Genomic DNA, 13098 nt, shown 5'->3' on the forward strand with positions numbered 1-13098 from the left:
GGCGCAGGGATCTCGAAACCGCAGAAGGACCTTCGGTCCTATCGCAGCCTCGCGGGCTCGGCAGCGGCTACAGGCGTGGGGGTGTCTGGGAGGCAGGTCTGGTTTTGCAGAAGGTAATAGCAACACATTAAGGGTTGTCGCTGATTTCCTGTATCGCCATAGTTGTCCGGTCGCCGACGCATCGGCGGCCGATCTTAGCCGGTCGGAAAGCGAGCCTATGAGTGCAGAAATGCTAACCATGGAGCTTCCCAATGACCGACTTCATCCCCCTACAAAGCAATCTCACCCCCACCCCGGTGTTCCACCTCGATCGCAACGCGCCCGCAGCCGATCTGCATGGCGGCGCGGTGCAGCGCATCAAGGCCTCGCGGGATCTGATGCACAGCCTCAACTGCCTGAGCCTCAAAGGCGTGAGCGAGCGCGACCTGAGTCACTTCGTCAACGCTGCCCACCTGTTGCTGCAAGACGGCTGCGATGCCCTGGATGCCTTGCAGTGGCGCCTGGACGCTTAAAAACCCCTACCCCAGAAACAGCACAGGCTCACTGTCCCCAGTGAGCCTGCTTGTTCTTGCAGCTTGTAGCTTGCTGCTGCCTCTAACCCAGATACCCCTTGACCCCGGTAAAGATGATCTGCGCCGCCAGGGCGCAGACGAACAGCCCCATCAGTCGGCTGACGATCTGCAAGCCTTGGTCACCCAGGATTCGCTCGATGCGGTTGGACAGGTACAGCACCACGCCGACGGTGAAGCTGGCCAGGGCGATGCTGAGGATCGCGGTGAGTTTGTCGTCCCAGTGCGGCTGGCCGACGCCCATCACCAGCAGGGCGCCGATGGTGCCGGGGCCGACGGTCAGCGGGATGGTCAGCGGTACTATGGTCACGTCCTGCTGCACGTTGTCGGTCTGGATCGCCGACTTGCCCTGGGCCATGCCCAGCGCCGAGATGAACAGCACGCTGCCCGCGCCGATGCGGAAGGCGTCCACGGTGATGCCGAACACGCTGAAGATCACCCGTCCGAACAGATACAGCAGCACGCTGGAGGCCAGGGTCGCCAAGGCGACGTTCCATGCCAGGCGTCGACGCTCCTTGTTGGAGTAGCCGCGAGTCAGGCTGATGAAGCAGGACAGGACGAAGAAGGGGCTGTAGAGCACCAGCATCTTCAGGTACACGCTGAACAGCACATGGAGCATGGCGCAAACTCACAGCGAGGGAGGGCGAGCGGAGTTTAACAGGCGTTTGCCGTGCTGTCGGCTCAGGACGGTTGCGCCGTGGTGCGGTCCTGCAGGTCGCGCTGCGCCACCCAGTGTTCGATCAGCTCGCGCAGTTGCGACAGCTCCACCGGCTTGGCCATGTGCCCGTCCATGCCGGCCTGCCGCGCGCGTTCCTTGTGTTCGGTGAGGATGTGCGCGGTCAGCGCCACCACCGGCGTGCGCACGCGCTGGTTGCCGACTTCCCAGGCCCGCAGCTGCTGGGTGGCGGAGAAACCGTCGAGGATCGGCATCTCGCAGTCCATCAGCACCAGATCGTAGCGCTGGGCCTTCATCGCTTGCAGGGCTTCTTCGCCGTTGCTTGCGGTATCGGGCTGCAGGTTGAGCTTGCCGAGCATGCCGCGGATCACCTTGGTGGAAATGCTGTTGTCCTCGGCCACCAGGATGCGGAAGTCGCTCGGCACCTTGACCGGCACCGGAACCCCGCTCAGCGCATGGGGCTGATGCGGCACGAACTGGCCCTTGTTGCGCTGGGTCAGCTCGTCGGCCAGGGTGGTCTTGAGGGTATAGCCGGCCACCGGTTTGGCGAGGATGCGCTTGACCCCGGCATTGCGCGCGATGACCTTGCTCGGCGCGTTGCTGATGCCGGTGAGCATGATCAGCAGGATGTCGTGGTTCAGGCTCGGGTCTTCCTTGATCTTGGCCGCCAGTTGCATGCCGGTCATGCCGGGCATGTTCTGGTCGAGCAGCACCACGTCGAAGTAGTCGCGCAGGTGCGCCTTGGTGCGCAGCAGGGCCAGGGCTTCCTTGCCTGAAGGCACGGCGCTGACGTTCAGGCCCCAGGCGCTGCATTGCTGCACCAGAACCTTGCGGCAGGTGTCGTTGTCGTCCACTACCAACACCCGCGCCCCTTGCAGCGGGCCATCCAGGTCGGAGGTCGGGTGCTCCAGGCGCTCCGGGTCCAGCGGCAGGGTCAGCCACAGGGTGCTGCCCTGGTTGGCGCTGGTCTTGATCCCGAACTCGCCATGCATCAGCAGGATCAGCTGGCGGGCGATGACCAGGCCGAGATTGCCGCCCAGGCGCGTGCTGGCGAGGAAGTTCTTGCTGTGCAGTTCCGAGTGCAGCAGGGCATCGCGCTCTTCGGCTTCCATCGGCTGGCCGCTGTCCTGCACGGCGATGCGCAGGCGCGGTTTGCTGGTGCGCTCGTCCAGCGCGACTACCACCAGGACCTCGCCTTCGTCGGTCTTCTTCAGGGCGTTTTCCAGCAGGCTGAGCATGGCCTGGCGCAAGCGGGTCGGGTCGCCGCTGATCACGCGCGGCACCTGCGGCTGGATGAAGCTGATCAGCTCGACATTCTGCTGCTCGGCCTTGGCGCGGAAAATACTCAGGCAGTCTTCGATCAATGCATTGAGGTCGAACTGCACGTCGTCCAGCTCGATCTGCCCGGACTCGAGCTTGGAGATGTCGAGGATCTCGTTGATCAGGGTCAGCAGCTCGTTGCCGGCGCTGTGGATGGTCTGCACGTAGTCGCGCTGCTTGACCGACAGCGGCGTGCCCAGCAGCAGTTCGGTCATGCCCAGCACGCCGTTCATCGGTGTGCGGATCTCATGGCTGATCTTCGCCAGGAACTCGGCCTTGGCATTGACCTCGGCGTTGCTGGCGGCGAGGTCGCGGCTGACGCTGAACTCATCCTCGGTGATGCTGCGCTGGCGCTCGCCCAGGGCGATGCTCATCGCCAGCCCGCTCAGGCACATGGTCACCAGCAGGGTGATGATCAGCCCCTGGGGCGCGACCATGGTCAGCCCCAGCAGCGCCGGCAGCACGATCAGCGCGCCGATGTTGAAGATGCCCATGCCGGCCACGAAGTAGCGCGCCGGGCGGTAGCCTTTGTGCCAGTGATAACCGGCGATGAACAGCATGCTCAGGCCGACCAGGGCCACCAGGCCGTAGGTGATGAGATTCAGCGGCAGCGAGTCGACGAACATCAGCAACAGGCTGCACAGGCTGACCATCAGGATGTCCACCAGCAGCAGCTTGTTCAGCGGGTGCGGGCCCAGCGGGGCAAAAAAGCGATAGACGAACATCAGCCCGCACGGGGTGGTCAGCAACAGTGCCAGGTAGGCGCCGGGGGTCTGTATCGCGTGCCAGTCCGGCAGCCAGGGGCCGAACAGGTTGAGCATCAGCGCCAGGCTGAGCATGACCAAGGCTTCGCAGGAAGCCAGCCACAGGCTGCTGCGCGAGCGGGTGTAGGCGTAGCGCACCAGGTTGTGCAGCATCAGCATGCCCATGCAGCCGAACAGCAGGCCGTAGAGCACGCTCTGGCCCTGATTGGCCGCGGTCATGACCGCCGATTGCAGGGTGATATAAGGGCGCAGCTGATGGTCGGAGACCAGGCGCAGATAGACATCGAGGGTCTTCTGGTTCTGCGGCAGCGGCAGCATGAAGTCGCTGCTGGGCAGAGGCCGTTCGGCCTGGGGCTGCTGGGTGCCGGAGGTCAGTTGCTCGACCAGGTTGTCGCCGTCGAGCACATACATGTCCAGACGTGACAGGTCAGGCGCGAAGATCCGCAGCAGTTGTTCGTGTGTGCCCGGTTGCAGTTTGAAACGCAGCCATAACGCGCCTCCGGGTTCGGCGGCGGTGATGCGTTCCAGTTCGATCGGGCTGAATTGATTGGTGTAGCGCGGGGAGCGGATATCGCTCAGTTGCAGGTCGGCCTGTTCATCGAGCAAAACGGCCCAGTTACTGCCTTGTGCGGCCTGGGCCGGGATCAAGCAGAGCAGGGTCAGCAGAGTGACGGTGAAACCTATGGCAGTCCTGAGCCAGCGCACGGCGAAATCCCTTCGTAGGTTGATGCCAGATTATAACTATGCGCGGCGCTGGAGCCGTCCGGCAAGGGCCTGGGGCCCCTGCCGGACAGGAAGACAGGATTACTCCTGATTTTCGCCACGCTCGCGGGCAATGGCCCGGTAACCGATGTCTTTGCGGTAGAAGCAGCCTTGCCAATCGATCTTAGCTGCCAGTTGGTAAGCCTGCTGCTGGGCGGCACCCACGCTGTCGCCCAGGGCGGTGGCGCAGAGCACACGGCCGCCGGAGGTTACGACTTGACCGTCCTTGAGCGCGGTACCGGCGTGGAAGACTTTGCCTTCCAGTGTGGCGGCTGCGTCCAGGCCTTCGATCACCGCGCCTTTGGCGTAGTCACCAGGATAGCCGCCGGCGGCCAGGACGATGCCCAGGCTCGGACGTGGATCCCATTGTGCTTCGACCTTGTCCAGCGCCTGGGCCAGGGCGGCCTCGACCAGCAGCACCAGGCTCGACTGCAGGCGCAGCATCACCGGTTGGGTTTCCGGGTCGCCGAAGCGGCAGTTGAACTCGATGACCTTCGGGTTGCCGGCCTTGTCGATCATCAGACCGGCGTACAGGAAACCGGTGTAGACGTTGCCTTCGTCGGCCATGCCGCGCACGGTCGGCCAGATCACCTGGTCCATCACGCGCTGGTGCACATCGGCGGTGACCACCGGGGCCGGGGAGTAGGCACCCATGCCGCCGGTGTTCGGGCCGCTGTCGCCGTCGCCGACGCGTTTGTGGTCCTGGCTGGTAGCCATGGGCAGCACGTTCTTGCCGTCGACCATGACGATGAAGCTGGCTTCCTCGCCGTCGAGGAACTCTTCGATCACCACACGCGAACCCGCGTCGCCGAAGGCATTGCCGGCCAGCATGTCGCGCACGGCGTCTTCGGCCTCGGCCAGGGTCATGGCGACGATCACGCCCTTACCGGCGGCCAGGCCGTCGGCCTTGATCACGATCGGCGCGCCCTTTTCCCGCAGATAAGCCAGGGCCGGCTCGATCTCGGTGAAGTTCTGGTAGTCGGCGGTCGGGATCTTGTGGCGAGCCAGGAAATCCTTGGTGAAGGCTTTCGAACCTTCCAGCTGGGCGGCGCCAGCGGTCGGACCGAAGCAGTCCAGGCCGCGGGAGCGGAACAGGTCGACCACGCCGGCAACCAGCGGGACTTCCGGACCGACGATGGTCAGGGAAACGTTCTTCTCGGCGAAGTCGGCCAGCTGCTCGAGGGCCAATACGTCGATGGCCACGTTCTCGCACTTGGCTTCGATGGCGGTGCCGGCGTTGCCCGGGGCAACGAAGACTTTCTCGACCCGTGGGTCTTGAGCGACTTTCCAGGCCAGGGCGTGTTCACGACCGCCGCTACCAATGATCAGTACATTCATTTCAAAAACCTCGGATGACGCAAATTCGGGGAAGCGCGCAAGCCTGACCTTGTAGCCGCTGCCGCCAGGCTGCGATCAACCGCGAAGCGGTTGCAGGATTTCAGATCGCTGAAGACCCTTCGGGTCTTATCGCAGCCTTCGGCAGCGGCTACAGGGGAGGGTGGCGCCCCAGTAAGACTTAGTGGCGGAAGTGGCGCATGCCGGTGAACACCATGGCAATGCCGGCCTCGTCGGCGGCGGCGATCACTTCGTTGTCGCGCATCGAGCCGCCTGGCTGGATCACCGCGGTGATGCCGACCTTGGCCGCGTTGTCGATGCCGTCGCGGAACGGGAAGAACGCATCGGACGCCATGACCGCGCCCTGCACTTGCAGGCCGGCGTGTTCAGCCTTGATCGCGGCGATACGGGCGGAGTTCACGCGGCTCATCTGGCCGGCGCCGACGCCGATGGTCTGACGGTTCTTGGCGTAGACGATGGCGTTGGACTTGACGAACTTGGCCACTTTCCAGGCGAAGATCAGGTCGTGGATTTCCTGTTCGGTCGGGGCGCGCTGGGTCACCACTTTCAGGTCGTCGGCGCCGATCATGCCGATGTCGCGGCTCTGCACCAGCAGGCCACCGTTGACGCGCTTGTAGTCCCAGGCCGGAACACGGTCCGCCGACCATTGGCCGCAGGCCAGCAGGCGCACGTTGGCCTTGGCGGCAACGATTGCACGGGCTTCTTCGCTCACGGATGGGGCGATGATCACTTCGACGAACTGACGCTCGACGATGGCCTTGGCGGTCTCGGCGTCCAGTTCGCGGTTGAAGGCGATGATGCCGCCGAAGGCCGATTCGGTGTCGGTGGCGTAGGCCAGCTCGTACGCCTGGCGGATACCGCCTTCAGCGTCGGGGCTTACGGCCACGCCGCACGGGTTGGCGTGCTTGACGATGACGCAGGCCGGCTTGACGAAGCTCTTCACGCATTCCAGCGCTGCATCGGTGTCGGCCACGTTGTTGTACGACAGTTCCTTGCCTTGCAACTGAGTAGCGGTGGCGATGCCGACTTCAGCGGGCTTGGCTTCCACGTAGAACGCCGCGCTCTGGTGCGGGTTCTCGCCGTAGCGCATTTCCTGGGCCTTGATGAACTGGCTGTTGAAGGTGCGCGGGAATTCGCTGCGGCCTTCGGTGGTCAGGGTTTCGGCCGCCTGGTTCACGGTGCCCATGTAGTTGGCGATCATGCCGTCATAGGCCGCGGTGTGTTCGAAGGCCTTGAGCATCAGGTCGAAACGCTGGGCGTAGGTCAGGCCGCCGGCCTTCAGGCTTTCCAGCACCTGGCCGTAGTCGCTGGCGTTGACCACGATGGCCACATCTTTGTGGTTCTTGGCCGCCGAGCGGACCATGGTCGGGCCGCCGATGTCGATGTTCTCGATGGCGGTCGGCAGGTCGCAGCCTGGCTTGGAGATGGTGGCTTCGAACGGGTAGAGGTTGACCGCTACCAGGTCGATCGGCTTGATGCCGTGCTCGTTCATGATGGCGTCGTCGATACCGCGACGACCGAGGATACCGCCGTGGATTTTCGGGTGCAGGGTCTTCACCCGGCCGTCCATCATTTCCGCGAAACCGGTGTAATCCGCGACTTCCACTGCGGCCACGCCGTTGTCCTGCAGCAGTTTGAAGGTCCCGCCGGTGGAGAGGATCTCCACGCCCAGGGCTTCCAGCTCCTTGGCGAATTCGAGGATCCCGGTCTTGTCGGAAACACTGATCAAGGCGCGGCGGATCGGCAGGCGGGTAGTCTGGTCGGTCATCTCAATTTCCATCAAAAGCAAAGGAGTCAGCAAAAAAGGCGACCGGTTTTACGCGGGCGCCTTTCTGGTTTGATTGAATGCTTACAGCAAATCGTACTGCTTGAGTTTCTTGCGCAGGGTGCCGCGGTTCAGACCGAGCAGCTCGCTGGCTTTGGTCTGGTTGCCCTTGACGTAGTTCATCACGCTTTCGAGCAACGGAGCCTCGACTTCGGAGAGCACCAGGTTGTACACGTCCGTGACGGCCGCGCCCTCAAGGTGGGCGAAATAATTGTGCAGCGCCTTCTCGACACTCCCGCGAAGGGTCTGGCCTTCTTCGCTCGGTGTATTGAGGTGCTGTTTCAAATTCACGTTGTCGCTCACGGGTGCTGTTCCACTCACTAAAGTCTCGGTCATCATCGTCATGCGGCCACCCCCTCTCCGTCCCCTGTCACCAGGCTCTTGTAACGCTCGGCAAAGAACTCACGAACGTTGGCGCACTGTGCTTCCGTATCTTCCAAACGATTGAAGTGGGCGCGAAACTCCCTGGCGCCCGGCAGAGTTGCGAGATACCAGCCCACATGCTTGCGAGCAATGCGTACGCCCATGACATCGCCATAGAAGGCATGCAGCGCGGCCAGATGCTCAAGCAGAATACGTTCCACCTCGAACAGCTCAGGTGCCGGCAGGGTTTGACCGGTACGCAGAAAATGTTCGATCTCACGAAAAATCCATGGCCGTCCCTGAGCGGCCCGGCCAATCAACAGCCCGTCGGCACCGGTAGCGTCGAGGACGTGGCGGGCCTTCTCGGGCGAGTCGATATCGCCGTTGGCGAAGACCGGGATCGACACCGCCTGCTTGATCGCAGCGATGGTGTCGTACTCGGCCTCACCGGTGTACAGGTCGGCCCGGGTCCGGCCATGGACCGCCAATGCCGTGATACCTGCCTGTTCGGCGATCTTCGCCACCGTCAGGCCGTTCTTGTTCGCCCGGTCCCAGCCGGTACGGATCTTCAGGGTGACCGGCACATCGACTGCAGCCACCACGGCCTGCAGGATCTCGTTCACCAGATCTTCATCTTTCAGTAACGCGGAGCCGGCGGCCTTGTTGCAGACCTTCTTCGCCGGGCAACCCATGTTGATATCAATAATCTGTGCGCCCAACTCGACGTTGGCGCGGGCGGCATCCGCCAGCATCTGTGCATCGCCACCGGCGATCTGTACCGAGCGCGGCTCGGGATCGCCCTCGTGGATCATGCGCAGACGCGATTTGCGACTGTTCCACAAACTCATGTCGCTGGTGACCATTTCCGAGACTACAAGGCCTGCACCCAACCGCTTGCAAAGCTGACGAAAGGGCTGGTCGGTGACACCCGCCATGGGGGCGAGAATCAAGCCGTTGTGCAATGTATATGGGCCGATGCGTACCGCCGACATAGGACTTCCCTGTTGTGGGGCCGGATCATGAGAGTTCGAAAAAGGGTTGGCATGATACCCGCTCTCGATGACCGGATAAAGGCTGAATTGGATAAAATCTGAACAGTTATTCTGTTATTGCCAACGGTTTGGTCCGTTGGGGCAGCAGTCAGAAAACCGCCGCCAATTTCAGCGCGGCCTTTGGTCGCATGGCCCGTTTTACTCGGGCGAGTGGAAGCTTAGGCTGTAGTTGACGGCCTTGGGGCCTGGATCGAGGATGTCCAGCGCGATATGGATCGGCGTCTGCGGCGGCATTTCCGACACGCCTTCGAGTTCGCCCTTGACGTATTCGCCAGGCTTGAAGCGACGACTGGCGATCAGATGGCCGTTGAGGTCGGCGAAACGCAGTTCCAGCAGCGGGAAGGGCTGGGAGAACGGCGCGCGGTTGTAGATGATCGCATCCACTACCAGGGCGCCGCTGAAGTCCGGGTGGCTGCGCACCACCAGGTTGCTGCTCTTGATGCGGCCGATATCGACCTTCGAGGGCACGGTGCAACCCAGTTCCGGGCACAGTTGCTGGAACCAGGGGCGGTACTGGTCCTGGCGCGCCAGTTCGTCGAAGTGATAGGCGATGTACTGACCCGCCAGGCCGGCGGCGGCCAGCAGGATCAACAGGCCCCAGAGCAGGCGGCGGCCCCAGGGCGAGCGGCGCTTCTGCCAGTCCAGCTGGATCGGGTCGTCTTCCAGGTCCAGCAGCACGGCGTCCGGCGCCTCGGGCTCGGCGCGGCCACGCTTGTTGCGCGGCGCCGGGCTGGCAGGCGGCTCGATCTCGTCGGGCTCGTCGGCCTTCAGGGAGCCATGCGCCGGCATGGGCTCCAGGTCGTCGTCCGGGAGCAGGGAGGGCGCCTTGGGTTCGTCTTCCAGATCGTCCAGGTTGAAGGACAACGAGGGTTCGGTACGCCCGGAGCGGCCGGCATCGACGGCTGGCTGCTCGGGTTTTTCGTCGAGCTCGTCGCTGCTGCCTGGAGGCTGGCTGAACAGGCTGTCGGGCCAGTGTTCCTCTTCGGCATCCGGCTGGTCGCGGCGGGCACTGAGGGTGTCTTCCCTGGCGGCGCGTTCCTGGCCGAAGGCCTTGGTCGGCTGGATTTCCCGCTGTTCGAGCTTGGCCAGCTCCTCGTCCAGGTCGAGGCTGTCCAGGTCGAGCTCGGTGGCGCTCCACTGCTTCTGGCTGATGGCCCGCGGTGGCGGCGGGGTCAGCGGTTCGGCAGGGGGGGCCGGTGTGGAAGGTGCAGCGACAGCGTCCTTGCCAGCGCGTTGCTCAAGCAACTGCCGTGCGGCGTTGAACACCTGCAGGCACGAGCCGCAGCGCACCACGCCCCGGGCCACGCTCAACTGAGCGTGGCTGACGCGGAAGCTGGTCTGGCAATGCGGGCACTGGGTGACGAAACTGTCGGTCATGCGGCGATCCGGTTCATGCAGGCGGCCATTCTAGCGCCGACGGCCGGTGATGCGTACCCAGCCATCGAGGTTGGCGATTGGATCCAGGTCGAAGTCCTGGGCGTAGGCGGCCGCGACTTCTTCACCCTGTTCGGCGAGGATGCCCGACAGCGCCAGGCGTCCGCCGCTCTTGACCAGGCGGGACAGCTGCGGCGCCAGGGAAACCAGCGGGCCGGCGAGAATGTTGGCGACCAGCACGTCCGCCTGGACCTGCGGCAGGTCTTCCGGCAGATAGAGCGGGAACAGCTCTTCGGCGATGTTGTTGCGCCCGGCGTTGTCGCGGGAGGCCTCCAGGGCCTGCACGTCGATGTCGGTGCCCACCGCCTGTTTGGCGCCCAGCAGCAGGGCGGCGATCGCCAGGATCCCGGAGCCGCAACCGAAGTCCAGCACGTTGCAGCCTTTCAGGTCCTGGCCGTCGAGCCATTCCAGGCACAGCGCGGTGGTCGGGTGCGTGCCGGTGCCGAAGGCCAGGCCCGGATCGAGCAGCAGGTTGACCGCGTCCGGCTCGGGAGCGGCGTGCCAGCTCGGGACGATCCACAGGCGCCGGCCGAAACGCATCGGCTGGAAGTTGTCCATCCAACTGCGTTCCCAGTCCTGGTCTTCGATCACTTCGCTGTGGTGTTCGGGCAGCGGGCTGCCGGTCAGCAGCTCGAGGTGGGCCAGCACGCTGGCAGCCTCGGTGCCGCCTTCGAACAGGGCCAGCAGGTGAGTGTGATTCCACAGCGGGGTGGTGTTGAGTTCCGGCTCGAAGATCGGCTGATCCTCGGCGTCCATGAAGGTCACCGAAACGGCGCCGACTTCGAGAAAAGCGTCTTCGTAGGTTTCGGCTTGTTCTGGGCTGATGGCGAGACGGACTTGCAGCCAAGGCATGGCGGGCACCTTTGAAATATGTAATGTGCAGCCTAGCGGGCTGCGAGAAGCGCGCAAGTTTACGCGAGCGAGGCGCAGAAAACGACACGCCAGGCGCCATTTCCATGGGCAAGCCTGCCCATTGTAGGAGCGAGCTTGCTCGCGATAGCGGTTGATCGGGCCGCGCAGGTAATGGCCGTTGCGCGGATCGCGAGCAAGCTCGCTCCTGCAGGGTTCGCGGCAGAAACGACAAGGCCGCTCGAAAGCGGCCTTGTCGGTCTGGTGCGGTGTCGATCAGTGTTGACCGGCCAGCTTGTGCTCCAGGTAGTGAATGTTCACGCCACCTTTGCAGAAGCCTTCGTCACGAACCAGGTCGCGGTGCAGCGGGATGTTGGTCTTGATCCCGTCGACCACGATTTCGTCCAGCGCATTGCGCATGCGCGCCATGGCTTCTTCACGGGTTGCCCCGTAAGTGATCAGCTTGCCGATCAACGAATCGTAGTTCGGTGGAACCGCGTAACCGCTGTACAGGTGCGAGTCGACGCGTACGCCATTGCCGCCCGGAGCATGGAAATGCTTGACCGTGCCTGGGCTTGGCATGAAGGTTTTCGGGTCTTCGGCGTTGATCCGGCATTCCAGGGCATGGCCACGAATGACTACGTCCTTCTGGGAGATCGACAGCTTGTTGCCAGCGGCGATGCTCAGCATCTCCTTGACGATGTCGACGCCAGTGACCATTTCCGATACCGGGTGCTCTACCTGCACACGAGTGTTCATCTCGATGAAGTAGAAACGACCGTTCTCGTACAGGAACTCGAAGGTACCGGCACCGCGGTAGCCGATGTCGATGCACGCCTTGACGCAGCGCGCGAAGACTTCCTGGCGAGCGGTTTCGTCGATGCCCGGAGCCGGCGCTTCTTCAAGCACCTTCTGGTGACGACGCTGCAGGGAGCAGTCACGGTCGCCCAGATGGATCGCGTTGCCCTGGCCGTCGGACAGCACCTGGACTTCCACGTGACGTGGGTTGGTCAGGAACTTCTCCAGGTAGACCATCGGGTTGCCGAACGCCGCGCCCGCTTCGGAGCGGGTCAGCTTGGCCGAGGAGATCAGGTCTTCTTCTTTATGCACCACGCGCATGCCGCGACCACCACCGCCGCCAGCGGCCTTGATGATCACCGGGTAGCCGACTTCACGGCCGATGCGCAGCGCGGTTTCTTCGTCTTCCGGCAGCGGGCCGTCGGAACCGGGAACCGTAGGTACGCCGGCAGCGATCATGGCGTGCTTGGCCGATACCTTGTCGCCCATCAGGCGAATGGTCTCGGCTTTCGGGCCGATGAAGGCGAAACCGGAGTTCTCGACCTGCTCGGCGAAGTCGGCGTTTTCCGCGAGGAAGCCGTAGCCTGGGTGAATGGCGGTGGCGCCAGTCACTTCGGCGGCCGCGATGATCGCCGGAATGTGCAGGTAGGAGTGCGCGGCGGAAGCCGGGCCGATGCAGACGGATTCGTCTGCCAGACCCAGGTGCATCAGTTCCTTGTCGGCCTTGGAGTAAACGGCGACGGTCTTGATGCCCATCTCTTTGCAGGCACGCAGAATCCGCAGGGCGATTTCACCGCGGTTGGCGATCAGAACTTTTTCCAACTTCGCAGACATCGTTGGCTCTCCGCGGTTCAAGCGATGGTGAACAGCGGTTGGTCGTACTCAACCGGCTGGCCGTCTTCGACGAGGATGGATTCGATCACACCGCTGGTTTCAGCTTCGATGTGGTTCATCATCTTCATGGCTTCGACGATGCACAGGGTGTCGCCTTTCTTCACGCTCTGGCCGACTTCAACGAAGGCTGGCGAGGTTGGCGAGGATTTGCGGTAGAAGGTGCCGACCATCGGCGAACGGGCAACGGTGCCGTTCAGCGCCGGGGCTGCTGGAGCTGCTGGTGCAGCGGCGGCGGCCGGAGCGGCAGCGGCAGGTGCGGCGGCCGGAGCAGCCATAGGTGCCGGTGCGTAGTACTGCTGGGCTGGAGTCTTGCTGTGGCGGCTGATGCGTACGGACTCTTCGCCTTCCTTGATCTCAAGCTCGTCGATGCCGGACTCTTCCAGCAGTTCGATCAGTTTCTTAACTTTACGGATATCCATGAATCATCAACTCCCAA

11 protein-coding genes are annotated in these 13098 nt (G+C 63.4%); 1 reads left to right on the plus strand and 10 read right to left on the minus strand.

The annotated features are described in order from the left end of the window. The first annotated feature begins 251 nt into the window (after positions 1-251). Positions 252-512 (plus strand): hypothetical protein, encoded by a 261-nt coding sequence (locus tag ACTJKT_RS28930; RefSeq protein ID WP_016703770.1) that lies wholly within the window; start codon positions 252-254, stop codon positions 510-512. Positions 513-594: 82 nt separating this feature from the next. Here ACTJKT_RS28930 and ACTJKT_RS28935 read toward each other — a convergent pair whose 3' ends face one another. The 10 genes from ACTJKT_RS28935 to accB form a co-directional block, all read right to left on the minus strand. Further along, on the minus strand, positions 595-1188 hold the full coding sequence (locus tag ACTJKT_RS28935) for a MarC family protein (RefSeq protein ID WP_025807977.1): 594 nt from the start codon (positions 1186-1188) through the stop codon (positions 595-597). Between the two features lie 62 nt (positions 1189-1250). Continuing rightward, positions 1251-4034 carry a response regulator gene (locus ACTJKT_RS28940; RefSeq protein WP_440789822.1) on the minus strand — a complete coding sequence of 928 codons (2784 nt, stop codon included), beginning with the start codon at positions 4032-4034 and terminating at the stop codon, positions 1251-1253. A gap of 99 nt (positions 4035-4133) precedes the next feature. Beyond that, positions 4134-5429, minus strand: a complete 1296-nt coding sequence (purD, locus tag ACTJKT_RS28945) for a phosphoribosylamine--glycine ligase (RefSeq protein WP_440789824.1) — start codon at positions 5427-5429, stop codon at positions 4134-4136. 178 nt (positions 5430-5607) lie between these two features. Beyond that, positions 5608-7215, minus strand: a complete 1608-nt coding sequence (purH, locus tag ACTJKT_RS28950; RefSeq protein WP_440789826.1) for a bifunctional phosphoribosylaminoimidazolecarboxamide formyltransferase/IMP cyclohydrolase — start codon at positions 7213-7215, stop codon at positions 5608-5610. 81 nt (positions 7216-7296) lie between these two features. After that, positions 7297-7617, minus strand: a complete 321-nt coding sequence (gene fis / locus ACTJKT_RS28955; protein ID WP_007921650.1) for a DNA-binding transcriptional regulator Fis — start codon at positions 7615-7617, stop codon at positions 7297-7299. Continuing rightward, the gene (gene dusB, locus ACTJKT_RS28960) at positions 7614-8627 is read right to left on the minus strand and encodes a tRNA dihydrouridine synthase DusB (protein ID WP_097305756.1); all 1014 of its coding nucleotides are present in this window, start codon (positions 8625-8627) and stop codon (positions 7614-7616) included. Before dusB ends, fis begins: the two co-directional genes overlap by 4 nt. 198 nt (positions 8628-8825) lie before the next feature. Then, entirely contained in the window at positions 8826-10064 is a 1239-nt protein-coding gene (locus ACTJKT_RS28965) for a DUF3426 domain-containing protein (RefSeq protein WP_440789829.1), read from the minus strand. A gap of 30 nt (positions 10065-10094) precedes the next feature. Continuing rightward, positions 10095-10973, minus strand: a complete 879-nt coding sequence (prmA, locus tag ACTJKT_RS28970; protein WP_440789831.1) for a 50S ribosomal protein L11 methyltransferase — start codon at positions 10971-10973, stop codon at positions 10095-10097. 273 nt (positions 10974-11246) lie between these two features. Then, complete coding sequence (accC, locus tag ACTJKT_RS28975) at positions 11247-12602, minus strand: acetyl-CoA carboxylase biotin carboxylase subunit (protein ID WP_025807967.1); 1356 nt, start codon at positions 12600-12602, stop codon at positions 11247-11249. A 17-nt stretch (positions 12603-12619) separates the two neighbouring features. Beyond that, positions 12620-13081, minus strand: coding sequence for an acetyl-CoA carboxylase biotin carboxyl carrier protein (accB, locus tag ACTJKT_RS28980; RefSeq protein WP_440789833.1), 462 nt, complete (start codon positions 13079-13081; stop codon positions 12620-12622). Positions 13082-13098 lie beyond the last annotated feature (17 nt).

The sequence above is a fragment of the Pseudomonas sp. 22526 genome (assembly GCF_052044735.1).
Lineage (GTDB): Bacteria > Pseudomonadota > Gammaproteobacteria > Pseudomonadales > Pseudomonadaceae > Aquipseudomonas > Aquipseudomonas piscium.